At 60.0% G+C, this 25,436-nt stretch carries 23 protein-coding genes; 21 read left to right on the top strand and 2 right to left on the bottom strand.

Annotation, left to right across the window (positions count from 1 at the left end):
* Positions 1–17: 17 nt before the first annotated feature.
* From lysA to HMPREF3160_RS03130, 20 genes are all read left to right on the top strand, one after another.
* Entirely contained in the window at positions 18–1,469 is a 1,452-nt protein-coding gene (gene lysA / locus HMPREF3160_RS03220; RefSeq protein ID WP_035754580.1) for a diaminopimelate decarboxylase, read from the top strand.
* A gap of 134 nt (positions 1,470–1,603) precedes the next feature.
* Entirely contained in the window at positions 1,604–2,914 is a 1,311-nt protein-coding gene (locus HMPREF3160_RS03215) for a homoserine dehydrogenase (RefSeq protein WP_070507044.1), read from the top strand.
* Positions 2,915–4,081 (top strand): threonine synthase, encoded by a 1,167-nt coding sequence (gene thrC, locus HMPREF3160_RS03210; protein WP_052048239.1) that lies wholly within the window; start codon positions 2,915–2,917, stop codon positions 4,079–4,081.
* A gap of 2 nt (positions 4,082–4,083) precedes the next feature.
* A complete protein-coding gene (gene thrB, locus HMPREF3160_RS03205) occupies positions 4,084–5,181 on the top strand; it encodes a homoserine kinase (protein ID WP_052048240.1) in 1,098 nt (365 codons plus the stop codon).
* Between the two features lie 344 nt (positions 5,182–5,525).
* Positions 5,526–7,679 carry a transcription termination factor Rho gene (gene rho / locus HMPREF3160_RS03200; protein ID WP_070507042.1) on the top strand — a complete coding sequence of 718 codons (2,154 nt, stop codon included), beginning with the start codon at positions 5,526–5,528 and terminating at the stop codon, positions 7,677–7,679.
* A gap of 142 nt (positions 7,680–7,821) precedes the next feature.
* Complete coding sequence (prfA, locus tag HMPREF3160_RS03195) at positions 7,822–8,913, top strand: peptide chain release factor 1 (protein WP_083285372.1); 1,092 nt, start codon at positions 7,822–7,824, stop codon at positions 8,911–8,913.
* 18 nt (positions 8,914–8,931) lie between these two features.
* The gene (locus tag HMPREF3160_RS03190; RefSeq protein WP_083285371.1) at positions 8,932–9,981 is read left to right on the top strand and encodes a N5-glutamine methyltransferase family protein; all 1,050 of its coding nucleotides are present in this window, start codon (positions 8,932–8,934) and stop codon (positions 9,979–9,981) included.
* Positions 9,982–10,014: 33 nt separating this feature from the next.
* Positions 10,015–10,797 carry an L-threonylcarbamoyladenylate synthase gene (locus HMPREF3160_RS03185; protein ID WP_070490418.1) on the top strand — a complete coding sequence of 261 codons (783 nt, stop codon included), beginning with the start codon at positions 10,015–10,017 and terminating at the stop codon, positions 10,795–10,797.
* Positions 10,794–11,942 (top strand): MraY family glycosyltransferase, encoded by a 1,149-nt coding sequence (locus HMPREF3160_RS03180; protein WP_035754586.1) that lies wholly within the window; start codon positions 10,794–10,796, stop codon positions 11,940–11,942. Before HMPREF3160_RS03185 ends, HMPREF3160_RS03180 begins: the two co-directional genes overlap by 4 nt.
* Positions 11,943–12,377, top strand: a complete 435-nt coding sequence (locus tag HMPREF3160_RS03175; RefSeq protein ID WP_070490416.1) for a Cg1360 family ATP-synthase-associated protein — start codon at positions 11,943–11,945, stop codon at positions 12,375–12,377. It abuts the gene before it with no gap.
* Positions 12,378–12,390: 13 nt separating this feature from the next.
* A complete protein-coding gene (locus HMPREF3160_RS09810; protein ID WP_141739803.1) occupies positions 12,391–12,645 on the top strand; it encodes a disulfide bond formation protein B in 255 nt (84 codons plus the stop codon).
* A 95-nt stretch (positions 12,646–12,740) separates the two neighbouring features.
* Positions 12,741–13,550 (top strand): F0F1 ATP synthase subunit A, encoded by an 810-nt coding sequence (atpB, locus tag HMPREF3160_RS03170; RefSeq protein ID WP_070507039.1) that lies wholly within the window; start codon positions 12,741–12,743, stop codon positions 13,548–13,550.
* Positions 13,551–13,660: 110 nt separating this feature from the next.
* A complete protein-coding gene (gene atpE, locus HMPREF3160_RS03165) occupies positions 13,661–13,873 on the top strand; it encodes an ATP synthase F0 subunit C (RefSeq protein WP_035754591.1) in 213 nt (70 codons plus the stop codon).
* Positions 13,874–13,955: 82 nt separating this feature from the next.
* Positions 13,956–14,501 (top strand): F0F1 ATP synthase subunit B, encoded by a 546-nt coding sequence (locus HMPREF3160_RS03160; RefSeq protein WP_070490414.1) that lies wholly within the window; start codon positions 13,956–13,958, stop codon positions 14,499–14,501.
* A complete protein-coding gene (locus HMPREF3160_RS03155; protein ID WP_035754595.1) occupies positions 14,501–15,313 on the top strand; it encodes a F0F1 ATP synthase subunit delta in 813 nt (270 codons plus the stop codon). Before HMPREF3160_RS03160 ends, HMPREF3160_RS03155 begins: the two co-directional genes overlap by 1 nt.
* Before the next feature lie 91 nt (positions 15,314–15,404).
* The gene (gene atpA / locus HMPREF3160_RS03150; RefSeq protein WP_035754597.1) at positions 15,405–17,042 is read left to right on the top strand and encodes a F0F1 ATP synthase subunit alpha; all 1,638 of its coding nucleotides are present in this window, start codon (positions 15,405–15,407) and stop codon (positions 17,040–17,042) included.
* Positions 17,043–17,126: 84 nt separating this feature from the next.
* Entirely contained in the window at positions 17,127–18,017 is an 891-nt protein-coding gene (locus HMPREF3160_RS03145; RefSeq protein ID WP_035754599.1) for a F0F1 ATP synthase subunit gamma, read from the top strand.
* Between the two features lie 48 nt (positions 18,018–18,065).
* Positions 18,066–19,523, top strand: coding sequence for a F0F1 ATP synthase subunit beta (gene atpD / locus HMPREF3160_RS03140; RefSeq protein ID WP_035754601.1), 1,458 nt, complete (start codon positions 18,066–18,068; stop codon positions 19,521–19,523).
* Between the two features lie 2 nt (positions 19,524–19,525).
* Positions 19,526–19,801 carry a F0F1 ATP synthase subunit epsilon gene (locus HMPREF3160_RS03135; RefSeq protein WP_035754603.1) on the top strand — a complete coding sequence of 92 codons (276 nt, stop codon included), beginning with the start codon at positions 19,526–19,528 and terminating at the stop codon, positions 19,799–19,801.
* A gap of 6 nt (positions 19,802–19,807) precedes the next feature.
* The gene (locus HMPREF3160_RS03130; protein ID WP_035754605.1) at positions 19,808–20,251 is read left to right on the top strand and encodes a DUF2550 family protein; all 444 of its coding nucleotides are present in this window, start codon (positions 19,808–19,810) and stop codon (positions 20,249–20,251) included.
* A gap of 72 nt (positions 20,252–20,323) precedes the next feature.
* On the opposite strand, the gene nucS is transcribed toward HMPREF3160_RS03130, so the two are convergent.
* Positions 20,324–21,019 (bottom strand): endonuclease NucS, encoded by a 696-nt coding sequence (nucS, locus tag HMPREF3160_RS03125; protein ID WP_070490412.1) that lies wholly within the window; start codon positions 21,017–21,019, stop codon positions 20,324–20,326.
* Positions 21,020–21,568: 549 nt separating this feature from the next.
* Entirely contained in the window at positions 21,569–23,110 is a 1,542-nt protein-coding gene (locus tag HMPREF3160_RS03120; protein ID WP_083285368.1) for an AI-2E family transporter, read from the bottom strand.
* Between the two features lie 151 nt (positions 23,111–23,261).
* Between HMPREF3160_RS03120 and HMPREF3160_RS03115 the strand changes: the two genes are divergently transcribed.
* On the top strand, positions 23,262–25,421 hold the full coding sequence (locus HMPREF3160_RS03115) for a DUF8094 domain-containing protein (protein WP_070507036.1): 2,160 nt from the start codon (positions 23,262–23,264) through the stop codon (positions 25,419–25,421).
* Positions 25,422–25,436 lie beyond the last annotated feature (15 nt).

Genomic DNA, 25,436 nt, shown 5'->3' with positions numbered 1-25,436 from the left:
CGAAGTGAAGGATCTTGATGAGCACGACACACCCATCGCCGCTGGCCCCTGACTGGCTGGCAGTCCCGGAGAACTTCAGCGACCTGGCGCGCGCCAATGGGCCACGCTTGTTCCCGCGTTCAGCGCGGCGCGACCCCTCGGGCCAGGTGGTGATCGGCGGGGTTGCGGTTGAGACGATCGCGCGCACCTACGGCACACCGATCTATGTGATCGACGAGGACGAACTGCGCACCCGTGCCCGTGCCTTTAAAGAGGCCTACGATGAGGCCTTCGCTGACCTAGGTGGCGGAGCGGACGTCTACTATGCCGGGAAAGTGTTGCTCACCAGTGAGGTGATCCGCTGGGTCACAGAAGAGGGATTGCGCATCGACACCGCTTCGGGCGGGGAGATGGGACTGGCACTAGCGGCAGGTGCGGACCCAGCCCACATCGGCCTGCACGGCAACAACAAATCCGATGCCGAACTGCGGCGCGCGATCGACGCGGGAGTGGGCCGCATCATCGCGGACTCACTCGAAGAGATCGAACGCATCAACCAGATCGCCCACAGTCGAGGCGCCACTGCGCCGGTCATGCTGCGACTCACACCAGGCGTTCACGCCTCGACGCACGAGTTCATTGCGACTGCGCACGAAGACCAGAAATTCGGGCTCTCGATGACGCCACGGCCCGGCGCCGACCTCTCGGCAGCTGCGCAGGCGGTGGCTCAGGCCCTGGACGCCGAGAACATCGAGCTGATCGGCTTGCACTGCCACATCGGATCGCAAATCTTTGAATCCGCAGGCTTCGAAGAAGCAGCCCGCCGCTTGCTGGGCTTCATGGCGTGGATCAAAGAAACCCACGGCGTTGAGCTTGGTGAACTCGACCTCGGCGGCGGCTACGGCATCGCCTACACCGAAGCCGACACGCCACGGGAACCACACGAGATCGCCGCGGGAATCGCTCACGTGATCCGTGAGGAAACCGAACGCCTCGGTATCACATGCCCGCGCATCTCGATTGAGCCAGGCCGCTCCATCGCAGGCCCTGCAGGCGTAACCCTCTACACCGTCGGGACCATCAAGGACGTCACGGTGGAAACCGAGGCGGGGGAGTCCGCCGCTCGCCGCTACATCTCCGTAGACGGCGGAATGTCAGATAACGCCCGGCCGGTTCTGTATGACGCGGACTATTCAGCGGTGCTAGCCTCCCGCACATCGCATGCGCCTGGCGCGCTCTCTCGCGTGGTAGGAAAACACTGCGAATCCGGTGACATCGTGGTCCGCGACGTGTATTTACCCAACGACGTCATGCGAGGCGACATCCTGGCTGTGCCGGCCACCGGCGCATATTGCTTCGTTTTGTCATCGAACTACAACATGCTCACTCGTCCTGGCATTGTTGCTGTTAAGGACGGTAAGCACAGGCTCATCGTGCGCGGTGAAACAGTGGACGATCTTTACGCACGCGACCTGGGTCTGCACCGCTGAGCCTGCAAACTTGGGCTTGTGAATCTAGGCTTGTAAATCTGGGCTTGCGCAGCTGAACCGTCACCGATCAGGCCCGTGTCCGTACATACCGGGCCGGACACTCTTCTGCTGAGGAATTGAGGAACCAACAACCTATGACCACCACACTGAAAGTAGCCTTGCTCGGCGCCGGAACTGTTGGGGCCGAGGTTGCCCGGATTCTGCGTCAAGACCACGAGGTTTTGCAGGAGAAGACCGGGACGGCACTCGAGTTGAGCCACGTGGTGGTTCGTAACACTGAGGCTGATCGTGGCCCGTGGATTGACCGCGGCATGATTTCGGACGATGCCTCTGCCGCGATCGCCGATGCGGACCTCGTGATTGAACTCATGGGAGGGATCGAACCAGCCAAGACCTACATCGTCGAAGCGCTCTCAGCCGGCAAGGATGTGGTCACAGGTAATAAGGCGCTCATCGCGGAGTCTGGCGCTGAACTCAACGCGCTGGCACGTAAGAAGGGCGCTCAACTGTTCTACGAGGCCGCTGTGGCCGGTGCGATCCCGATCCTGCGGCCCATCTACGAGTCCCTAGCCGGTGACAACATCACCTCGGTCATGGGGATCGTCAACGGTTCCACCAACTACATCCTCGACAAGATGGACCGCGAGGGAGCATCGCTGGAAGCCGTGATGGAGGAGGCTTCAGCGTTCGGCTACCTCGAAGCGGATCCGTCCGCCGACGTCGACGGTCACGACGCAGCAGCCAAGGCCGCGATCCTTGCGACCTACGCATTCGGAACCCCGTACACGATCGATGAGGTCTACACCGAGGGCATCCGCTCGGTGACCGCCGCTGACGTCAAAGCCGCGCAAGAGAACAACCAAGTCATCAAGCTGCTAGCCATCGTCAACAAGACAGAGACCGGGGTCAGCATGCGGGTCCACCCCGCACTCATCTCACGCGAACACCCACTCGCTGCCGTACACGAGGCGTTCAACGCGGTGTTCGTCGAAGCCGAAAACGCAGGCCAGCTCATGTTCTACGGTGCCGGGGCAGGCGGAGCCCCTACCGCATCGGCTGTCATGGGGGATGTTGTGACGGCCGTGCGGCAACGCATCAACGGGACTGCCCTCCAGCCGTTCACCTTGCCGGAAGGGCTCCCGGCACTGACGATCGACGAAACCGTAACCCGCTACACCATCGGGATCGAGGTTGAGGACACCACGGGTGTGCTCGCCCGGATCGCCCAGACCTTCGCGCAGCACGGTGTTTCGATCGAATCGATGAAACAGGAGTCCCTCGCCGCTACTGACACCGCGAACTCTGGTGATCCGCGCGCTCTGTTGCGGCTCATCACCCACGCCGCCCAGGAATCCGGTTTCACAGCGACCGTGGAAGACCTTAAGAAATTGGACGTGGTCCGGGGCATCTCCTCGGTTCTGCGCGTTGAAGGAGGGGAAGCCTAAATGGCTCACCAGTGGCGCGGGGTCATCCGCGAATACGCTGACCGTCTACCGATCAGTAAAGACGATCGCATTGTCACGCTCGGAGAAGGCGGCACACCGCTGGTGTATGCGCCGGCCTTATCGCAAGAGACGGGCAATGACGTCTACCTCAAGGTTGAGGGCATGAACCCGACCGGTTCCTTCAAGGACCGCGGTATGACGATGGCGATTACGGCCGCGGTGAACGAAGGCGCCAAAGCCGTCGTGTGTGCCTCCACTGGCAACACGTCGGCTTCCGCTGCGGCTTATGCCAAGCAGGCGGGGCTGACGTGCGCGGTCTTGGTTCCAGACGGCAAGATCGCGATGGGTAAGCTTTCCCAGGCGATCGCGCACGGTGCGCAGATCATCCAGATCGACGGCAACTTCGATAACTGCCTCGATGTTGCCCGGAAGCTCTCGGAGTCATATCCGGTGTTCCTCGTCAACTCGGTCAACCCGAACCGCATTGAGGGACAAAAGACGGGCGCTTTCGAGGTGGTCGATTTCTTGGGCGACGCCCCTGACTATCACCTGTTGCCGGTCGGTAACGCCGGCAACATCACCGCGTACTGGAAGGGCTATAAGGAGTACGCGAACAAGACCGAGAACCACCACGGTGAGGTCATGGAACCGGTCGCGACCAAGACCCCGATCATGTGGGGCTTCCAAGCAGAAGGTGCGGCTCCCATCGTCAAGGGACACCCAATCCTTGAACCAGAGACCGTTGCGACAGCCATCCGGATCGGTAACCCGGCATCCTGGAAGCAGGCTGAAGCGGCGCGTGACGAGTCCGGCGGCCTGATCGATTCCGTGACCGACCAGGAAATCTTGGAAGCCCACCGCTGGTTGTCTTCACGTGAGGGCGTGTTCGTTGAGCCGGCCTCCGCATCGGGCGCTGCGGGCCTTTTGAAGATGCATCAGGCTGGGAAGGCTCCGGAAGGCAAGACGATCGTGATCACCGTGACCGGCCACGGTTTGAAGGACCCTGAATGGGCCGTGAAGTCCGCACCTGCTGAGGAAGCCGCCCCGCGCAAGCTGCCGTTCGATGTGCATACGGTCGCTGAAGCACTCGGCTTGGTCTCTTCCGGCGGCGCTACATCTTCAGGTGACTCCGCCGGCGCAGACGGCGCCAACACCGGCGACGCATAGTCATGGCGAGCGGATGTGAGCCGGTTCGTGATGAGTGCGGCCGCTTGAAGCTGGTTGCTGGCCGTTCCGTGACGGTCAACGTTCCCGCCACGAGCGCGAACCTTGGGCCTGGTTATGACAGTTTGGGTTTGGCGTTAGGTTACGGCGACCGCCTGGTGGTCCGGACGCTCGCCAAACCCGGTGTTTCGGTTGAGATCACCGGCGAGGGCACTGAGACGCTCCCGCGGGATGAATCGCACCTTGTGGTCAGGACTCTGCGCCGTGCATGCACCGACCTTGGGGTGGCCGCCGATGTGCTCGATTGTGTGGGCCTTGAGCTGATTGCCGAGAACCATATTCCTCACGGTCGCGGGCAGGGATCTTCGGCCGCGGCGATTGTGAGCGCGGTTTTCGCAGCAGCTGGCCTGTTGGGACTGGATGTTGACCGGGAGCGTGACGTTTTGTTTCAGCTCGCGGCCCACTATGAAGGGCATCCGGATAACGTTGCGCCGGCCGTGTACGGCGGCTACACGATTTCGCTTGCCGAAGACGCGGTGGATGCATCGGAACCGGTGAGCGTGGATGCGGCCCGGGAAGACAGTGAAGACCACAGAGCGGTTACTGCGTGCGGTGCGACGCTGAGCCCAGTCGCTGGGGTCGAGTTCTCCACGGTGGTTGCCAGAGTTCATCCGCAATTGACGCCTGTGGTCGCGGTTCCTCAAACCACGTTGTCCACCCACGCCGCCCGTAGCCTGTTGCCGGCGGTCGTGGATCACGCGGATGCCGCCGCGGATGCTGGCCGTGCAGCACTGCTGACATACGCGCTCACGAAGGATCCGCGCCATCTGATGCGGGCCACGCGGGATTGGTTGCATCAACGTTTCCGTGCTGAGGCGATGCCGGAGTCAGCCCGGCTGGTGCGTGCTGCCCGAGCCGCGGGGTGTGCGGCTGTGATCTCGGGCGCCGGTCCAACGGTGTTGGTGCTTGCCAACGGTGAAAACCATGCCGATGCCGCACTTGAGGTTTTGAAAGACGTCACATCGGGAGGCGGCTGGGATGTCTTCATGCCAGGTCTTGACGAACGAGGTGCTATGGTAGAGGTGCATCGGAACGCTTGTTGAGCGTATGAGATGCACGTTCCACCGAAGTACCGCGTCTAAGGCGCATGTGCGTTGACGTGTGTAGAAATGTACATCGGATGGATGGGAGTCTTGCTCTATCCCGGCTTCGATACCGGTCGAGGTATCAAGCGAGTCGGCGTGAGGCCACCGTCAGCGGTTGCTGGAAATACTTTGGTTTCTGTAACTGGTTTGGTTTCCAGGCCTACTGTCATGGTGCTCCTGGCAAGAATCCCGTTGCTGTGACCACCGTTCCGGGGTGCAGTATGACCAAATTTTTCCCAATAAGCACAGCTTCGAAAATGTTTCATGTGTGAAGTGTGCATGTGACGAGGGAAGGAACCTTCGTGTCCCAATCCACCGCCGAGAACACCGGCGCACCTGTTGAGCAGACTGAGACGAAAGCTAAAGCTCCAGCTAAGAAAGCTTCAGGGGGTTTGGCATCGTTGAAGCTCGCTCAGCTTCAGGAATTGGCTTCGCAGCTGGGTATCACCGGCGCTCGTCGCCTCCGTAAGGCTGATTTGGTGGCCAAGATTCAGGACCATCAGCGTGGCGGTGCCGTCGCTGACCGTGAGGCCGCTAAGAAGAAGGAAGAAGCTCAAAAGGCCCAGAAAGACGCGCAGAGCCAAGCGCGCAAGGGCGCTCAGAAGAAGGACGCCGATAAGGCTCCGGCTGATAAGGCTGGGGCGGCTGAGGGTGTTTCCGCTTCCGCTAAGAGCTCTGACGCAACAGATAAGACCGCCGATGCGGCGGATGAGTCTTCACGCTCGGGCCGTGGCCGCCGTCGTCGCTCTTCCTCCGCTGCAGCCGGTGCACCGTCGAAGAACGATCAGCACGCCGGGGAAGAATCCTCTGCGCACGCAGATGATAAGAACCGCGACGAGAACAAGAACAACAGCGACAAAAATCACAGCGACGACACAAACCGTGGCGGCAAGCACGAAAGTGATAAGCACCGCGGCGATAAGAACAACGCTGAGAAGAAGCACAGCGATAAAAACAGCGCTGAGAAGAACAACGGCGAGAACGACCGCTCCGAGAACGAATCCGGTGAGGAGTCTTCCGAGGATTCGCACAACGAAGGGGGCCGTAACCGCCGCGAGACCCGCAATCAGCGCAACCGCCGTAACCGGCGTGGGCGCGACCGTGATCACAACGACTCCAATGAGGACTCTCACGAGGACTCGGATGATCGTGGTTCGCGTAACCAGCGCAACCGCCGCAACCGTAATCGTGACAACAACAACGACGATTCGCGTGGTAACCGCCGCGAACGTCAGCGGAACAACCGCCGTAACCGGGGCCGTAACCAGATCGAGGTTGAAGATACCGAGCTGACCGAGGATGACGTGCTCGCACCAGTCGCGGGCATCCTCGATGTGATGGATAACTACGCGTTCATCCGCACGTCCGGTTACTTGCCTGGCCCGAACGACGTCTATGTGACGATGAAGCAGGTTCGCCAGTACAACCTGCGCAAGGGTGACGCTGTTGTTGGTGCGATTCGTGCTCCGCGTGAGGACGCGAACAACAACCACTCCAATAACGGCAAACGTAACCGCTACACGCCGCTGATCAAGCTCGCGACCGTGAACGGTCTGCCGGCTGACGAGAACAAGGATCGAGTGAACTTCAATAAGCTCGTTCCGCTCTACCCGGAAGAGCGTTTGCGTCTTGAAGCCGGCGCTAAGTCGGTTGGTCCGCGCATCATCGACCTTGTTGCCCCGATCGGTAAGGGCCAGCGCGGCCTCATCGTTTCCCCGCCGAAGGCCGGTAAAACGATGATCCTGCAGTCGATCGCTGATTCGATCAAGAAGAACAACCCTGAGGTTCACCTCATGATGGTTCTTGTTGATGAGCGTCCTGAGGAAGTCACCGACATGCAACGCACGGTGGACGGCGAAGTCATCGCTTCCACGTTCGACCGCCCGGCTGAGGATCATACCACTGTTGCAGAGCTAGCGATTGAACGCGCTAAACGCCTCGTTGAGCAGGGCCGCGACGTCGTGGTTCTGCTGGACTCGATGACCCGTTTGGGCCGCGCCTACAACCAGGCCGCCCCGGCATCGGGCCGTATCCTCTCCGGTGGTGTCGATGCTGCAGCGCTCTACCCGCCAAAGCGTTTCTTCGGTGCTGCCCGCAACATCGAAAATGGTGGTTCGCTCACGATTCTTGCGACAGCACTGGTCGAGACCGGGTCCAAGATGGACGAGGTCATTTTTGAAGAGTTCAAGGGCACCGGCAACATGGAGCTGCGTCTGTCACGCAGCCTCGCTGAGAAGCGCATTTTCCCGGCAGTGGACGTCAACGCGTCCTCGACCCGCCGCGAAGAGAACCTGCTTTCACCTGAGGAATTGAAGATCATGTGGCGTCTGCGCCGGGTGCTCTCAAGCCTTGAACCGCAGCAGGCGCTCGAACTTTTGACGACCAAGATCAAGGAAACCGAATCGAATGCGGAGTTCTTGATGGTGGTCAACCGCACCACGCTGGACGGCAAGTAGCCGCGTAACAACGCTCCTTATGGCAGGCACGTGAAGGGCCTGCCATAAGGAGCGTTTGTTCTACCCTGGTGTTCTAAGACCTGGCGTTTTAAGAGCCGGTATTTTCAGAGCCGATCACCGTGAGCCGACCTACGTAGGAAACATGATGAGTGAAACGAACGATCCGATCCAAGCGATCCTGGACGAATACGAGCAACTACAGACCAGGCTTTCTGATCCGGACGTGTATTCAGATCAGGGGATGGCGCGCAAGCTAGGCCGCCGTTCCGCCGAATTGCGTCCGATCGTGGAGACGCACAACAAGCTGGTGCAGGCGCGTGAAGACCACGAGGCCGCTGCCGAGATGGCAGAACTTGATGAAGAGTTCGCGGCAGAAGCCAAAGAGCTCGAAGCCCAGATCCCGGAGCTTGAAGAGAAGCTGCGTCGTTTGTTGATCCCGCGTGACCCTAACGATGGCCGCGATGCGATCCTCGAAGTCAAAGGCGGTGAAGGCGGTGAGGAAGCCGCGTTGTTCGCTGGAGACTTGTTGCGCATGTACATCCGCTACGCGGAGAACCGCGGCTGGAAGACCGAAATGCTCTCGGCTACCGAATCCGATCTGGGCGGCTATAAGGACGCCCAGGTTGCGATCAAGGGGACCGGCAGCGAACCCGCCGAAGGCGTCTACGCCGCGTTGAAGTTCGAAGGTGGCGTCCACCGGGTCCAGCGTGTTCCTGTCACGGAGTCCCAAGGCCGCGTCCACACGTCGGCCGCTGGCGTCTTGGTGTTCCCGGAAGTCGATGAGCCGGAAGAGATCGAGATCCACGACAACGACCTCAAAATCGACGTCTACCGTTCCTCCGGCCCGGGTGGACAGTCCGTGAACACGACCGACTCTGCGGTGCGCATCACGCACTTGCCGACCGGCATTGTGGTTGCGATGCAGAACGAGAAGTCACAAATCCAGAACCGTGCCGCCGCGATGCGCGTTCTACGCTCGCGTTTGCTCGCCCACCAGCAGGAGCAGATCGAGGCGGAACAGGCTGATCAGCGCCGTTCGCAGGTGCGAACTATGGACCGTTCCGAGCGCATCCGCACCTACAACTTCCCGGAGAACCGCATCGCGGATCACCGCACCGGCTATAAGGCCTACAACCTCGACGCCGTGCTTGATGGCGACCTCCAGGCTGTGATCGACTCCTGCATCGAGATGGATGAAGCCGAGCGCCTAGCCCACGTAGGTGAGGGCAACTAAAACATAGGTTGTACCGAGATGTCTCTTCCTTCCGATGACGGCCGGGCGCCTTCGAACCCAGGAGCATCGCCTCCAGATTTATCGGCAGCGCCTCCAGATTTATCGGCAGCGCCTTCAGATCTAAAGGCTGCGCTCGGGTGGGCGAGTGCCCGTCTTGCTGAGGCGGGGGTTGCCTCACCGGCAGCCGATGCCCAATGGCTTGCCGCGCACGCGATGGGTGTTTCGCGCGGTGAGTTGATGGCGGCTTCGCTTCGGGGTGCCCCCACACCAGAGGGGTTCGAGCGTCTTGTTGAGCGGCGGGCGCGCCGTGAGCCACTGCAGCATATCCTCGGGACTGCCGGTTTCTATGGGCTTGAGCTTGAGGTGGGGCCGGGCGTTTTCGTGCCTCGGCCGGAAACCGAAACGCTCGTTGAACAGGCTTTGAAGGTCCTGCAGGGGCTGGCGGCGTGTGAACCTGCGCCTGAGAACGATGTGCCAGCTACCTACGATGCGCTAGTTACCTACGATGCACAAGCTGCTTCGCGGCAGGTGCGGATCGCTGACTGGTGCGCAGGTTCCGGGGCGATCGCGGCCGCGCTCGCGTCTCATGTCACAGAAGCGAAGGGGCAGGCGCCTGTTCATATCGAGGCGGTGGAGGCCAGCGGCGAGGCCGCGAGCTACGCAAGCCGGAACCTCGCCGGCACCGGCGTGGAGCTGATCGAGGAAGATGTTTTCACCCATTATGCGGCCAAGCCCGGGTGCTTGGATATGGTGTGCGTGAACCCACCATATGTTCCCGATGCCACGCCGATCCGTGATGTTGAGACCCAATTCTTTGACCCTCACACCGCGTTATATGGGGGAGGGGGAGACGGCTTGAGTATCCCGTTCGCTTTGATCGAGCTCGCTGGCCACACCTTGCGACCGGGGGGAGTGATACTGATGGAGCATGCAGAAGAGCAAGGCTCACCCTTGCGGCATGCGGCGTGCGCCACCGGGGCATTCAACCGCACCCAAACGATGACTGACCTGACTGGCCGGGACCGCGTCACGATCATGTGGCGCAACGGAGCAGAAGCGGTTGTGTAAATAAACCAGTCGCGGGAATGAAAGAATAGAAGAGTGAGCACTACATATGATCTGACCGACCCTGAAGCGCGCGCTGACGGTATCGCGCGAGCAACCGAGGCCCTCGGCGCTAGGGGTCTGGTCGTCATGCCCACTGACACCGTCTATGGTGTGGCTGCGGACGCGTTCAGCCCGCAAGCTGTCGCGACCCTTCTGGCGGCTAAAGGGCGGGGGCGTCACATGCCGCCGCCGGTGCTCATCCCACGCCCCGAGACACTCCAAGGGCTGGCCACTGACATCCCAGAAGGGGCGAGCGCGGTTGCCGAGAAGTTCTGGCCGGGCGCGCTGACCCTCATTTTGATGGCGCAACCCTCCCTGACGTGGGACCTCGGAGAGACCCGGGGCACTGTTGCGTTACGGATGCCTGATCACAAGGATGCGCTCGAACTGTTGTCGCAGACCGGCCCGTTGGCGGTCTCAAGCGCTAACCGTTCCGGGATGCCGGCCGCGATGAGCGCGCAGAAGGCACACGAGATGCTGGGGGACTCGGTAGCCGTCTACCTTGAGGGTGCTGCAACGAAAGAAGACGCCGCAACCAACGAGGATGAGGCGTCCGAGTCTGAGCTGTCCGAATCCGCGCCGTCCGAGTCCGAGCCGGCTCCGCCATCGACCATTGTCGACTACACGGTCACACCACCCAAGGTTGTGCGCGCCGGGGCGTTGAGCGTTGAACAGCTGCGTGAGGCAGACCCGAGCATCCTCGACATCGACGGAAACCCCGCACCGAACACCGAACCGGCACCAAACACCGTGGCAGAGGAGACGCCCGAACCATGAGGGTCTATCTTCTGCTCGCGGCTCTAGCGTTCGTGGTGTCTACAACGCTGACTCCGGTTCTGAGGGCCATAGGTAAACGCACTATGGCCGATATCCCGGTCCGTGCCCGTGACGTCCATTCCGAGAAGATCCCTAAGCTCGGTGGCGTGTCCATGATCGTTGCGTTCCTGGTTGCGTTGGCGGCCTCGGCTCAGGCACCGTTTCTGACCGGCGTGTTCATCCGGCCCGATGTGGTGGCGGGCTTGGTTCTGGCGCTCATCGTGATCCTGGTGGTCGGGGTCGCCGATGATCTGTATGAACTGCGGTGGTACTACAAGCTGCTAGGTCAGCTGTTGGCTTCATTCATCATGGCGGTTTCCGGGGTGAGGCTTGAGGTTTTGCCGGTCGGTTGGGTTCAGATCGATTCATCGGTGTGGCAGATCGGTGCGGCGATGTTCCTCATGATCATGATGATGAACGCGATCAACTTTGTTGACGGTCTCGACGGCCTCGCCGCCGGCATCGCAGCGATTGGCGCGAGCGCGTTTTTCATCTACTGCTATACGCTTGCCCGTCAGGTCAATCAGTACGATCACGCGAACCTTGGTGCGCTGCTGATGGCGATCCTGTTGGGTTCATCCCTTGGGTTCTTGATCCATAATTTCAACCCCGCCAAGATTTTCATGGGGGAGTCCGGTGCGATGATGATCGGGCTGGTCATGGCTGTTGCCACGATTGTTGTCACGGCAGACTTGCGTGCCCTTGATGGTGAACGTTTCAGGAACATCCCCGCATATATGCCGATCGTGCTCCCGATCGCGGTGATCGCCTTGCCTTTGGTCGATTTGTTCCTCTCGGTTTTGCGGCGTGCCGCACGCGGACGCTCACCTTTCACAGCAGACCGTGGACACCTGCATCACCGGCTGATCGACGGCGGCTACACGCATCGCGGCGCGGTCTTGTTGCTGTATTTGTGGAGCGCGATCGTCGCGTTCGGCGCCATCCTGATCAACCGGGTCCCCGCACCGATCATCTTGCCGATCTGGGGCCTTCTGTTGCTTGGGGCGGGGATCTTGACGATCCACCCGTGGATCCGTCGCAAGCTCGCCCATCGCACTGAAGCTGAACACAAGAAGCTGCATATACGTAGGAAGGGCCGCGTCTAGATGTCGCAACAACAGCCGCACCTCATCACCGAAGCCTCGGATTCCATTGCCTTTCCGTGGCTGAGGGTGCTGGCTTACTCCGCGGCTGCCGGCTCAGCTGTAACGGTAGTGATCACTGTCCTCGGGGCGGTCTTCGCCAGGTTCCCGGGCGCGTTCTCAGCGTTCGCCGCGGCGGCCGTCGTTATGGTGTTCTTTGCTATCTCCTTGCTCGTAGCTCACGTGGTTGGCAAGAGAAAGCCCGATGCCGTTCTTGCGGCGTTCATGATCACCTACGTGATCAAGGTGATAGCTTTCGGTTTCTTGCTTTTCATCCAACCGGATGAAAGCTGGTTTTCACGCGGATGGGCCATCGCAGGGGCAGTGGGGGCGTTCATCGCCTGGCAGGCTGCTGAGATGTGGGCGATGATGAAAATCCGTCTCCGGATCTACAACTAACGAAGTGGTGACAATGGCAAAAAAGAGGCTTAATTCGACCCAGCGCGGCTATGGGCCACCAGATGCTGCGGAACATCCTGTGCGCGAATACGTGACCTATCTACTCGGCGGGATCATCTCCTTCGGTTTGATAGGATGGTTGGCGGGTATGGCCCTGGACCGTTCGTGGCTGCTTTTCGTAGGAGCCGGATTAGGTGCCGTGGCCGGGCTCTATATCGCTTGGCGTCATCACGTTGACCGTCGTAGGGAAGCCGGACGCCTGAAATAAAGCCACACCCCAGCACGAGTCTCCGAATACCACGATGATCATCCCGATGATTCTTTGTGCGGAGACAGCCGTACAGCTTCTAGAGAGGAAACGCGTTGATCGCGCTTGCGCTTTCCACAGCCGCCGGTTCCGACGGTTTCATCCCACCAACCATCGATGACCTCCACCTTCCGGAGATCATCCCGTGGGGCGCCGAATACGGCACCGGGTTCGGCAAGCAGATGCTTGTCGTACTGCTTACTGTTTTGCTCCTCTCGTGGTTCTTTGTCGCTACAGCACGCAAGCGTCAAATGATTCCAGGCCGCTTCCAGTTCTTCGGTGAAGGGTTCTACTCCTTCGTCCGGAACTCAGTGGGCCGTGACATGCTCGGCGAAAAGGAGTTCCGCAAATACACCCCGCTTCTGGTGGCGTTGTTTGCGTTTGTCCTTGTCAGCAACCTGATGGGGGCTGTGCCCTTCATCCAACTGCCCACCACGTCACACGTCGGTACAGCGTACGCGCTAGCCGGCATCGTGTACGTCTACTGGATCTACCTGGGTTTCAAGACCCACGGGATTGGCTACTTCAAGGTCGCACTCATGCCATCGGGTGTGCCGTGGCCTTTCTATTTCCTTGTGATTCCGATCGAGATCGTTTCGACGTTCTTGGTTCGTCCAATGACGCACTCGCTGCGTCTGTTCGCAACCATGCTTTCGGGTCACATGATCGTTGCGCTTGCTGGCTCAGCGATGAACTTCATGTTCCTGAAGATGGGTGAGTGGTATGGATATCCACTCGGTGTGCTCGTCTTCATCGGTGCAGTAGGTATGTTCCTGTTCGAGATCTTCATCATGGTTCTGCAGGCTTATGTCTTTGCCCTGCTGACCGCGGTGTATATCCAGAGCTCGATCGCGGAAGCCCACTAGCACTATCCAACAAACTGCCCTGTAGCGAGACGCTAGAGGGACAACCATCCGCCCTTGTCCGTGGATCCACAAACCAGTTCACAAACCGCGGACACCGTGAAAGGAAAATCATGCAGATCTCCGGAAACCTCAACGCCATCGGCTACGGTCTCTCCGCCATCGGTGGTGGTATTGGCGTGGGCCTCGTGTTCGCTGCCTTCATCCAGGGTGTCGCACGCCAGCCGGAACTCCAGAACAAGCTGCAGCCACTCGCCTTCATGGGCCTGGCGTTCACCGAGGCACTTGCAATTCTGGGTCTCGTCTTCGCGTTCGTCTGGAACTAATCGCGTGAATTCCCCTTCCAACCCTTAAGGGGTGAGGGAAAACCACGCTGATGGACCATTACGCAAGAAAGACGGGTGAAACATGGATAACGCAGTGATCCTCGCGGCAGGTGCCGCTAATCCGCTGCTGCCGAACTGGTGGGAGGTGCTCGTCACCCTCGTCGGCTTCCTGGTTCTGCTGATCATCGTCGGCAAGGTAGCGACCCCGATGTTCGAGAAGACCTTCGAGGAGCGCACCGCCGCTATCGAAGGTGGCATCCAGAAGGCTGAGGCCGCACAGGCTGAAGCTGAAGCTGCCAAAGCTGAATACCAGCAGCAGCTGCAGGAAGCCCGCACCGAAGCAAACCGCATCCGTGAGGAAGCGCGCGCAGAAGGTGCACAGATCCTTGCTGAGATGAAGGCTAAGGCCGCTGAGGATGCAGCACGCATCACCGAGCAGGCGCAAGCCAGCATCCAGGCAGAGCGCGTTGCAGCACAGGCCTCCCTCCGCACTGAGGTTGGCTCGCTGGCAACCGACCTCGCTTCGAAGATTGTCGGCGAAGCCCTTGAAGATGACGCACGCTCGCAGCGCGTTGTTGACCGCTTCCTGGCTGATCTCGAAGCACAGCAGCAGGGGGCGTCGAACTAATGGCAACTGCGACGAACGAGGCGCTGGCGAACGCGCTGGCAGCACTCGAGTCTTCGGCATCCACTGCCGAGCTTTCGTGGGCGACCGATCTGTTTGGCGCTCTGAACGTCATCGACGAGAATGCAGCTTTGCGTCGTGCGCTGACGGATCCTTCACGGGAGCCGGAAGCCCGGGCTTCGCTGGTACGCAGCCTCTTTGGGGAACGTGTCGGTGATAAGGCTCGCGAGGTCCTCGAGGGGCTGGCGCGCTCGCGCTTCTCCACCGAACGGGACCTAGGCGACACCCTCGAACTCGTCGCCGCCATCACCGCGACGACCGTTGCCGAAAAGGTAGACGGCGCCGCTGGACTGGACAAACTCCAGACCGAGCTGCTCGGTTTCGTTGACCTGGTCGCTTCCGATCACGAGCTCCAGTGGGCTCTGACTGATCCACAAGCACCAGTCGACGCGAAGGTTGAGCTCGCACAGAAGCTTGCACCACAAGCCTCTGATGTGACCCGCGCACTGCTAGCGCAGGCGGTATCTCATCCTCGCGGCTTGCGACCTACCGCACTGGTAGAGCGTTTCGCTGAAATCGCGGCACACCGGCAGCAGCGTTTCATCGCTACGGTGAGTGTGACCCGTCCGCTGACCGATTCGCAACGCGAGCGACTGCAGGCCGGGCTGAACTCGATGTACGGTCGCGAACTTCGCCTCAACGAAGTGATCGACCCAAGTGTCGTAGGTGGCGTCCGGATTGTTGTAGGCGACGAAGTGGTTGACGCAACCGCTGCAAGCCGCCTGGCAGATTTGCGCCGCAAGCTCGCAAGCTAAGTCCGCAACCGAGTAGTTTTAAAAGCATGACGTCCCAACGACCGGTCGGAAACCGGTAGGGACCACCAATCTAGAGAGCAGGGAGAGGCAGATGGCCGAGCTGACCATCAATGCCGAGGAAGTCCGTAACGCACTCAACAGCTTCGCAGAGTCCTACACCCCGGATTCCGCAGAGCGTGTAGAGGTCGGACACGTTGTCTCGGCAGCTGACGGCATTGCCCACGTAGAGGGTCTTCCCTCCGTGATGGCGAACGAACTGGTTCGTTTTGAAGACGGAACCCTGGGCCTGGCCCAGAACCTGGACCGCCGTGAAATCGGTGTTGTTGTCCTGGGTGACTTTGAAGGTATTGAAGAGGGCCAGGAGGTCCACCGCACCGGAGAGATTCTCTCCGTGCCAGTCGGTGACGAATTCCTGGGCCGTGTAGTTGACCCGCTGGGTCAGCCAATTGACGATCAGGGCGAGATCAAGGCTGAAGGCCGTCGCGCGCTTGAACTGCAGGCTCCAACGGTGACCCAGCGTCAGTCGGTTAATGAGCCGCTGCAGACCGGCCTGAAGGCGATCGACGCGATGATCCCTGTCGGCCGTGGCCAGCGTCAGCTGATCATTGGCGACCGCCAGACCGGTAAGACCGCCATCGCGATCGACACCATCTTGAACCAGCGTGAAAACTGGGCATCCGGTGACGTCACCAAGCAGGTCCGTTGCGTCTACGTCGCAATCGGCCAGAAGGCGTCCACGATCGCGGCTGTGAAGTCCACCCTGGAAGAGCACGGCGCGATGGAGTACACCACCATCGTTGCTTCCCCAGCATCCGACTCCGCAGGCTTCAAGTACCTCGCACCATATGCGGGTTCCGCAATCGGTCAGCACTGGATGTACGGCGGCAAGCACGTCCTCATCATCTTCGATGACCTCTCGAAGCAGGCTGAAGCCTACCGTTCCGTGTCCCTTTTGCTGCGCCGCCCACCGGGCCGTGAAGCATACCCAGGTGACGTCTTCTACCTGCACTCCCGCTTGCTCGAGCGTTGCGCGAAGCTCTCGGATGAGATGGGTGCCGGCTCGATGACCGGCCTGCCGATCATCGAAACCAAGGCAAACGACGTTTCCGCGTTCATTCCAACGAACGTTATTTCCATTACCGATGGTCAGATCTTCTTGCAGTCCGACCTCTTCAACGCCAACCAGCGTCCAGCTGTCGACGTGGGTGTCTCCGTCTCCCGCGTTGGTGGTGCCGCACAGGTCAAGGCTATGAAGAAGGTTTCCGGTACCTTGAAGCTCGATCTGGCACAGTACCGCGACATGCAGGCGTTCGCGATGTTCGCATCGGACCTCGATGCCGCATCCCGCCAGCAGCTGACCCGCGGTGCACGCCTCATGGAGCTGCTCAAGCAGGGCCAGTACCAGCCGTACTCGGTCCCAGAGCAGGTCGCTTCCATCTGGGCAGGTACCAACGGCTACCTCGACGACGTCCCGGTTGAAGACATCAACCGTTTCGAAACCGAGTTCCTGGAGAACCTGCGCCACCGCACCTCGATCCTGACCACGATCGCAGAATCGGGCAAGCTCGAGGACTCGACTGTTGCAGAGCTCGAATCTGCAGTGACCGAGTTCAAGCGTGGCTTCTTCGGTGAAGGCCACGACACCCTGGTGACTGCCGGCAACGAAGAGCATGACGCTCTGGCTGCCGAAGACGTCAACCAGGAGCAGATCGTCAAGCAGAAGCGCTGATCGCACATCCGCTGAAGGTGGCGGCGAACCAGCGAAACCTCGAAGGTTCGCCGCCCACCACCAGCGGGGCATGAAAGGACATCCATGGGAGCCCAAATCCGGGTTTACCGCCAGAAGATCGCATCGACATCTTCGATGAAGAAGATCTTCAAGGCGATGGAGCTGATCGCGACCTCGCGCATTACCAAGGCGCGTAACGCCGTTACTGCAGCCCTGCCTTATGCCAATGCGATCACTCGCGCTGTATCTGCCGTATCCTCGCAGTCCGAAATCGACCACGTACTGACCCGTGAGAAGGAAACCGCTAAGCGTTCCGCTGTAGTGGTGTTCACCTCCGACCGTGGTCTGGCTGGTTCCTACTCCGCATCCATCATGAAGGAAGCGGAAGAGCTCATCACAGCTCTGAAGGAAGAAGGCAAGGAAGTAGACGCATATCTGGTGGGCCGCAAAGCTCAGCAGTACTACGACTTCCGCGGACGCGAGTATAAGCGAGTGTGGACAGGTAACACTGACGCACCTGAATTCGATACTGCTCAAGAAATTGGCGCCGCCGTGCTCGAAACTTTCGAGCGTGAATACGAAAACGGTGGGGTAGACGAGATCCACCTCGTGTACACCCAGTTCAAGTCCATGGTGACGCAGGAACCAAACGTGACCCGTTTGCTTCCACTCGAAGTCGTTGAAGAGGAAGTTCAGGACGAATCCGAACTCCATCCGCTCTACGACTACGAGCCGGAACCAGAGCAGGTGCTTGACGCACTGCTCCCGCGCTACCTGGACTCTCGTATCTTCGCAGCCATGTTGCAGGCTGCAGCATCCGAGCTTGCAGCTCGCCAGCGTGCAATGAAGAACGCAGGCGACAACGCAGAAGAACTGATTGAGAAGTACACGCGACTGCGTAACAACGCCCGCCAGGCAGAAATTACGCAGGAGCTCACGGAGATCGTCGCAGGCGCCGACTCGCTCGGCGGCTAAGACCCCTCAACCGAAGACCACCCCAGCTATAACAGCGAAGTGAGAGACATGACTGCTCAAGTTACCGAAGCGGCAGCGACCGCGACGCCGGGCGCAACCGGCCGCATCGCTCGCGTGATCGGTCCGGTCGTGGACGTCGAGTTCCCGGCTGACGCGATCCCAGCGATCTACAACGCACTGACCTGTGAGGTCACCCTCGCAGGCGAGACCCGTAAGATCACGTTCGAGACCTCCCAGCACCTGGGTGACAACCTCGTTCGTGCAATTTCCCTGCAGACCACCGACGGCCTGGTTCGTGGCACCACCGTACAGGACACCGGTGCACCGATCTCCGTCCCAGTTGGCGACGGTGTCAAGGGCCACATCTTCAACGTTCTGGGTGAATCCCTCGACGTTGACCAGGACGAAATCAAGGCCGACGCCCACTGGCCGATCCACCGCAAGCCTCCGCACTTCGCAGAGCTTGAAGGTGCAACCGAGATGCTGGAAACCGGTATTAAGGTTATTGACCTTCTGACCCCTTACATCAAGGGTGGAAAGATTGGTCTGTTCGGTGGCGCTGGTGTTGGTAAGACCGTCCTGATCCAGGAAATGATTACCCGTGTTGCCCGCAACTTCGGTGGTACCTCGGTATTCGCCGGCGTTGGTGAGCGCACCCGTGAAGGTAACGACCTCTGGGTTGAAATGGAAGAGGCCGGCGTTCTTAAGGACACGGCACTGGTATTCGGCCAGATGGACGAGCCACCAGGCACGCGTCTGCGTGTTGCACTGACCGGCCTGACCATGGCGGAATACTTCCGTGACGTGCAGAACCAGGACGTTCTGCTCTTCATCGACAACATCTTCCGCTTCACCCAGGCAGGTTCCGAGGTTTCGACCCTTCTGGGCCGTATGCCTTCCGCAGTGGGTTACCAGCCGAACCTCGCTGACGAGATGGGTCTGCTGCAGGAACGCATTACCTCGACCCGTGGTCACTCGATTACCTCGATGCAGGCGATTTACGTCCCTGCGGATGACTACACCGACCCGGCGCCAGCAACCACGTTCGCGCACTTGGATGCAACCACTGAGCTCTCCCGTGAGATCGCCTCGCGTGGTCTGTACCCAGCTGTGGATCCGTTGACCTCGACCTCCCGCATTCTGGACCCACAGTACGTGGGTAAGGATCACTACGACACGGCTGTCCGCGTCAAGCAGATCTTGCAGAAGAACAAGGAACTCCAGGACATCATCGCGATCCTCGGTGTTGACGAGCTCTCGGAAGAAGACAAGATCGTCGTTGCACGCGCACGTCGTATCCAGCAGTTCCTCTCCCAGAACACCTACACTGCTCTGCAGTTCACCGGTGTTGAAGGTTCGACGGTTCCGATCAAGGACACCATCGAAGGCTTCAAGGCGATCGCAGACGGCGACGTCGACCACCTGCCAGAGCAGGCGTTCTTCAACTGTGGTGACATGGAAGACGTACAGCGTCAGGCACACGAGATCGAGAAGGCCACTAAGTAATTATGGCTACGTTGGATGTGGAAGTTGTCGCAGCAGACCGCCACGTGTGGTCCGGTGAGGCACGTTTCGTGAAAGCAACCACGGTGGAAGGTGAGATTGGTGTCATGCCATTCCACTCGCCACTGATGGCTCTGCTGGCCAGCGGCGACGTGGAGGTAGAGCCCGTCGATGGCGCTCGCATCCACATTCAGGCCGCTGGGGGTTTCTTCTCGGTCGACTCGAACCGAGTGACCATCGTTGCTGACCGTGCGTCGCTCGTGGATTCGACCGAAGCCTGATTCACCATGTCGATCGCACAGGGCTTGCTCCTGCTTGGAGTACTCGTTCTTGTGCTGATCGGCGCCTACTTCGTTGCTATGAGGGTACGCCGCAACCAGTTGCGGCGTACCCTCGGCACGTTTAAAGGTGCATTACACAACGAACAGGAGCGCTGGACGCGCGTCATCTGCAGATACGGCGACCATCGACTCGATGTTCTACGCCTCTTTTCTGTCAGCCCCATCCCAGTGCTGAAGCTGCAACGGCCGGACATTCAAGTGCTCGGGTGGGAACCGTCCGAGACGGTGCCTGGACGGTTCCCCTCCGACTGGGTTGTGGTCGAGATCAAAAACCGCGAGCAACAGATCAATCTTGCGATGAGCTATGGCGACTACACCGGCCTCGCCTCATGGGTTGAAGCCGGACCGGTTGCCGGTATGGGGACCTGGCGTCAATCGCCATCAAATTAGTACAGAAGGCCGCCGACAGTGGGCCGGAACGGTAGCACTCGGCTTCATGCGAGGGTTTATGCGAGCCTGAGCTCAGAACAGACGCGACTCGACGTCATCGACGCCGCGCATCGCATCGTAATCCAAGACCAAACATTCGATATCGCGGTCCTCAGCGAGAGTGCGGGCCTGAGGTTTGATCAGCTGGGCGGCAAAGATCCCGCGGACAGGCGCCAGATGGGGATCGCGGTTCATCAGCTCAAGATACCGCGTCAACTGCTCAACACCATCGATCTCACCGCGACGCTTCAGCTCGATCGCCACATAGCCGCCGTCAGCGTCCCGCGCGAGAATATCGACAGGCCCGATAGCGGTCATGTACTCACGGCGCACCAGGGCCGCGCCGTCGCCGATGAGATGGATCTGCTCGGCTAAGAGGCGCTGCAGATCAGCCTCAACACCATCCTTGATCAGGCCCGGATCCACGCCAAACTCATGCGTGTCATCGGCGAACACCTCATAGATGCGAATCGTGAGCGCATCCCCGGTCTTGGCGTTGCGGACAATCCACATCGACTCAACACCTTCTGCGGCATCCACCTCATCAGGTTCACTCACATGCGTGTGAACAGGCGCGCTCATCCAGTTCAGCGGTTTATACGAGCCGCCGTCGTTATGGATCAACACTGAGCCATCGGCTTTGACCATGATGAGCCGCTTGGCTTTAGGGAGGTGGGCGTTCAGCCGCCCCGTGTAATCAACAGCGCATGTAGCAATCAGAAGTCGCATCGTGGATAGTTTAGCCCCCGTGGGTGTTTGTCTCCATCCGGTCAGGTGAGCGAGCGGCTCGGTAGGGTAGTAGCAGGTTGTCGGGCCACACAAGGATTAGGCCAAGAGGGGAGAACAGCGTGGGACGTAAAAACCGCAGAGCTCCGCAGGCTCGTGGCGCAAGCCGCAGGAGCTCGGGTTCGCGTTCTTCTGCCTCCCGCAGAGGCCCTCGCCCTGTACGGACCCGTGCATGGGACTTAGATACAAGTAGTGGCTGGCTTCACTACGGCCACGAACCGTTACAGGACTTCAGCGACGGGCTATGGCATGTGCGCGCAGTACCAGGCTATGGCGCGAGTAAACATTACCGCTGCCCGGGCTGTGATCAGCTGATACCACCGGGCATCGCACACATTGTGGCGTGGAGAGCGGACGGTTCACGATCGGACGCGGACGCCCAAGCAGACAGGCGCCACTGGCATAGCAGATGCTGGGAGAACCACGCGCCGCGTCGTTGAGGCCGCGCTAGCGAACCCGAGACGGTAGCTGCACTGGAGGGCCCGATCTGGGTTAGCGGGCGTCTTGCCTGCGGAAGAAGACTTCCTTGATCAGCGTGATGGCGGCAGCAGCGACCGGGATTGCCATGAGCGCACCCAACACGCCGAAGAGCGCACCACCGGCGATCACTGCGATCACCACCACCGCGCCTGGAACCTTGACGGCACGCGACATGATCCTAGGCGAGATGAAGTAGGCCTCTACCTGCAGGTAGACGATGTAGAGGATCGCGTACAGCAGTGTGGACTGCCAGCTGAGCGAGAATAGAGAGACAATCACAACCAAGGTTCCCGCGGCCACGCCACCTACGAGCGGAATGAATGCGAGCATCGCAACACACAGTGCAAGTAGCAGCGAATAGGGGATCCCGAAGATCGTCATCAGGATGAACGAGAAGCAAGCGTTGACAATGGCGACTGTTGCTTGCCCCATGACGTAGTTGCCTACCGAACGCGTGATGTTCTCTGACAACACGGCGACCCGCTGTCTGCTGGAAGCCGGCGCGAAAGAGAAGACAAACAGTTTCAGTTGTGGCAACGAAGCCAAGAAATAGGTTGCCAGAACGAACACGATGAGTGTGCCGAAGAAGAACTCACCCACAAAGTTACCGGCGTTGATCACATTCGCTAGGGTGTCAGGGCTGTTGATGATGGACCTGACTTCTTCACCGACTTTGTCGATGAGGTGGAACTGAGCATCCAGTTTCTGAACCATCGGTTTGGCGGTGACGTCATCAAGGATCGCGGGCGCGCGTCGAGTTAGCTCAGAGATCTGGGTGATGAGCGCGGGGATCAGCAAACTCAAGAAGCCAGCCACGAACGCGAGAAGTACGAGCACGACCACGAGCACACCGACCCAGCGCCGCCACCCGCGGGATACGAAGAAGCGCACGATGGGGTCCATGCCTAACGCGATGAACAATGCCAGCGCGATCCACGTCAAAAGCTGAGATAGCTCCGCCAGTATCAGCCACGCCATGACGGCAAGCGCTACACCTACTGCAAGACCGAAACCGGACTTCACGGGGGTCTGGAGTGCGGGGCTGTCTGGCGAACTTTTCGCTGTTCCAAGCGCCGAGCTGGAGGTTTCGTCCGCTTCAGAATTGCTGGATGCACCGGATCCATCGATGGTGGCCTGCGGGGACCCGGGATCATAGGGTAAGGGTCTATCCGTGGTGGTGAGCGCGCGGCCTAGCCAGTGCGGAACAAACTTGCGGAACCGTGCAGACGCCGCGGGGGCAGGGGTAGGGGCTGGTATGGGGCCGGGGTTGAGCGAGTTTGTTGCGTCGATATCGGGCGCTCGCACCGCGAGCGTGTCCTTCTCCGGTTCAGGCCGCCCGGTTTGGCCGGTGGAGGGCTCAGCCTTGCTGTGTTCCGCCGTTACGTCGGGATCCTCGCTGTCAGATGATGCCGGCGTGTCGCTAGAGTCCGGGTCGCTAGGTAGGTCACCGCCGAGGCGTATCTCATCGGGGAGGTCTTCGGGTTGCATGCCCGGAGGCCTGGAGGTTTGGCCATCAAGCTCCGAGGCGTTGGGCTCATCTGAACGCGCAGTCATGTCGGCTAGACTACCTAAGTTTGGAGCGAATTACGGGAAAGACGAGGGTCTACTCGTTAGACTCTTAGTAGACGCGGCATCGCCCGCGATTGTGACTTGACCGAACTGCGGTGCTGTGCGCCGCGGCTGATACGAGGATGATTGACCTATAGTGCGCAAAATTATTAGCACGGCTGCCCTGGTGATAGGCGTGGTGTGCCTCATTATCGGTATCGGACACATGACCTGGTGGTCTCCGCAGGATCGCCTCAGCGCTGAGATCCCGGACGATACCCCGGATGCGCCGATCACCATGATTTCTTCAGAGATTCATTTGGCGCCGGATTCCAACCCAGAGGTCAAACTGGGGGAAGAAGGCAAGTTCACGGTCGCAGTCGCACGCCCCTGGGACATCCAGGAGTGGGCGGGGTCCTCTGCGATGAACGTGATCGAATCTGTGGACACCGGTTCGCGCACGTTCAAGGTCGAGCACAAGAAGGGCGATGCAAAGGCTCCTAATCCTCAGGGCTCTGACCTCTGGATTTCAGAGTCTGAGCAAGAAGGCCGGTGGGATGTGGCCTGGCCTGAGGAGATTCACGGTCCTGTCGCGCTGCTGGTCATTAAGGACGGGACTGAACCTGCGCCGAAGGATCTTGTGGTGACGTGGGATAACCCGGAGGCTGAGATGTCAGCCAAGTGGGCTAAAGCGACTCCGTGGTTTGTTGCCGCTGTCATCTTGTTTGGTCTTGCCCTGATTCTGGCGATGTCTCGTCCGAAGCGGCGCGGTGGCCGTCGCGTTGCTGATTCTCCGCGCCGTGCCGCAGCGGCTCGTCGAGGAGAGGACGCTGACCGGCGGGCTAACCACACCGGCCGCGCCGCTGGCGCAGGTATCGGTGCCGGTGTCGGTGCTGGCGCCGCCGCTGGGCATCCAGACGGCCAGCCGGGGGCAGATGCTGGATACGACGGTGACTCCTTTGAAGGTGCCGGCGATACGGCTGAATACGAGTTGCCTAACTTTGGCGGTAGCGATCCATATGTTCCGCAGTCGGATGACACGATCGTTGCAAGCCGCAGGCACGGCGTGGTTGCTCCCGCTGATTCTGAGGAACATGACGGTAACGACCAGGACCGCCGCGACGACGATGACGACTATTACGGCGGCGGATCTGCCGCACCGGCTCACGGCGAACAATCATGGGGAGACGATGAGCGCAACTGGCAGGAGGGCGATGACGTGAACCCTGAAGAAGATCCACGATTCCGCTCTGTTGCTGAACCTGCTACAACTAAGAGCCTTGGCCAACGTGAGGGTCGGCGCTCTCGTGCCTGGAAGGGCCTGATTGCTGTGGGTGCGGCCCTCGGCCTTGCGCTCCCGTCTCAGGTCGCGTGGGCGGACACCTCGGCCGAGAAGTCTGAGGAGGCCACCGCTAAGGCTGAAGAAGAGGAAGCCTATTCGATCCTGGTCACAACCCAGCTTGAGCGCATCATGAGTGATGTCAGCGACGTTGCTGCTGAGGGCGATAAGAAGCGTGACGCGAAGAAGCTCGAATCACGTTTTGAGGCAGACGCTCTGAACCTGCGCCAGGATCTTTACAGCGCGTTGAAGAAGAAGGTCAAGCTCAACGACAATCTTGTTCCGCCGATTTCGAAGAAGGTTGTGACCGCCGCGGTTCCGGTAGACCGTGGCTTCCCTCGAACCATCATGGCTGTGACCACGGGCAGCAACAAGGACCTGCCGGTCATTGTGACCCTCAAGCAGGCGAACGCCCGTTCCCAGTACAAGGTTGTGTCCGCAGTCCCGATGGTCGAGGGGGCAACGTTCCCGGGTATCGCAGTGGGGGACCCGGAGGTCCGCGCAGTTTCTGGGGGAGGTAAGAAGGGTGGCCCGATGTCACCTGAAGATGCCCTGAAACAGTTCTCTTCTGCACTGGGTGATGCGAAGTCCGGCGCTGCGAAGAAGTTCGCTAAGTCCCCGATGGTCGATCAGCTGCGTAAAGCAAACTCGGAGACCAAGAAGAGCTACGAGGGCGACGGCAAGGGTAAGTTCACGACCGATTACAAGGTCAACGCGAAGTCTGCTAACGCTTTGAAGATGCCGGATGGCAGTGTCATGGTCTCCGGTTTGGTCACCGAAACCATGAGGATGACCCCGGAGAAGGACGGCGGTAAGACGAAGCTCGCCGGCTTCATCCGCGAGTTTGTTGGCAAGGAAGAGACTGACAAGCCGGTCGAGGCTCGCCTCACGATTCCTGTGGTCATCAACATCAAGGACGGCAAACCAGCCGAGGTCGTTGGTATGTCGTATGTCCCTGTTGGTGTAGAGCTGAAGTAGCGACCGTGCGCCCCG

It is taken from the genome of Arthrobacter sp. HMSC06H05 (assembly GCF_001807395.1).
GTDB classification, from domain to species: domain Bacteria; phylum Actinomycetota; class Actinomycetes; order Actinomycetales; family Micrococcaceae; genus Pseudoglutamicibacter; species Pseudoglutamicibacter albus.
This window is presented reverse-complemented; position numbering and strand designations above follow the sequence as displayed.

What these genes read in the sequence shown, in the direction of transcription:
- HMPREF3160_RS03215 (WP_070507044.1), top strand. Translation starts at nt 1,604, where the DNA reads ATGACCACCACACTGAAAGTAGCCTTGCTCGGCGCCGGAACTGTTGGG.
- prfA (WP_083285372.1), top strand. Translation starts at nt 7,822, where the DNA reads ATGATGAGTGAAACGAACGATCCGATCCAAGCGATCCTGGACGAATAC.
- HMPREF3160_RS09810 (WP_141739803.1), top strand. Translation starts at nt 12,391, where the DNA reads ATGGCAAAAAAGAGGCTTAATTCGACCCAGCGCGGCTATGGGCCACCA.
- nucS (WP_070490412.1), bottom strand. Translation starts at nt 21,019, where the DNA reads ATGCGACTTCTGATTGCTACATGCGCTGTTGATTACACGGGGCGGCTG.
- atpD (WP_035754601.1), top strand. Translation starts at nt 18,066, where the DNA reads ATGACTGCTCAAGTTACCGAAGCGGCAGCGACCGCGACGCCGGGCGCA.
- HMPREF3160_RS03145 (WP_035754599.1), top strand. Translation starts at nt 17,127, where the DNA reads ATGGGAGCCCAAATCCGGGTTTACCGCCAGAAGATCGCATCGACATCT.
- thrC (WP_052048239.1), top strand. Translation starts at nt 2,915, where the DNA reads ATGGCTCACCAGTGGCGCGGGGTCATCCGCGAATACGCTGACCGTCTA.
- HMPREF3160_RS03160 (WP_070490414.1), top strand. Translation starts at nt 13,956, where the DNA reads ATGGATAACGCAGTGATCCTCGCGGCAGGTGCCGCTAATCCGCTGCTG.
- HMPREF3160_RS03135 (WP_035754603.1), top strand. Translation starts at nt 19,526, where the DNA reads ATGGCTACGTTGGATGTGGAAGTTGTCGCAGCAGACCGCCACGTGTGG.
- HMPREF3160_RS03120 (WP_083285368.1), bottom strand. Translation starts at nt 23,110, where the DNA reads ATGACTGCGCGTTCAGATGAGCCCAACGCCTCGGAGCTTGATGGCCAA.
- HMPREF3160_RS03155 (WP_035754595.1), top strand. Translation starts at nt 14,501, where the DNA reads ATGGCAACTGCGACGAACGAGGCGCTGGCGAACGCGCTGGCAGCACTC.
- lysA (WP_035754580.1), top strand. Translation starts at nt 18, where the DNA reads ATGAGCACGACACACCCATCGCCGCTGGCCCCTGACTGGCTGGCAGTC.
- HMPREF3160_RS03130 (WP_035754605.1), top strand. Translation starts at nt 19,808, where the DNA reads ATGTCGATCGCACAGGGCTTGCTCCTGCTTGGAGTACTCGTTCTTGTG.
- HMPREF3160_RS03180 (WP_035754586.1), top strand. Translation starts at nt 10,794, where the DNA reads ATGAGGGTCTATCTTCTGCTCGCGGCTCTAGCGTTCGTGGTGTCTACA.
- thrB (WP_052048240.1), top strand. Translation starts at nt 4,084, where the DNA reads ATGGCGAGCGGATGTGAGCCGGTTCGTGATGAGTGCGGCCGCTTGAAG.
- atpA (WP_035754597.1), top strand. Translation starts at nt 15,405, where the DNA reads ATGGCCGAGCTGACCATCAATGCCGAGGAAGTCCGTAACGCACTCAAC.
- HMPREF3160_RS03175 (WP_070490416.1), top strand. Translation starts at nt 11,943, where the DNA reads ATGTCGCAACAACAGCCGCACCTCATCACCGAAGCCTCGGATTCCATT.
- atpE (WP_035754591.1), top strand. Translation starts at nt 13,661, where the DNA reads ATGCAGATCTCCGGAAACCTCAACGCCATCGGCTACGGTCTCTCCGCC.
- HMPREF3160_RS03190 (WP_083285371.1), top strand. Translation starts at nt 8,932, where the DNA reads ATGTCTCTTCCTTCCGATGACGGCCGGGCGCCTTCGAACCCAGGAGCA.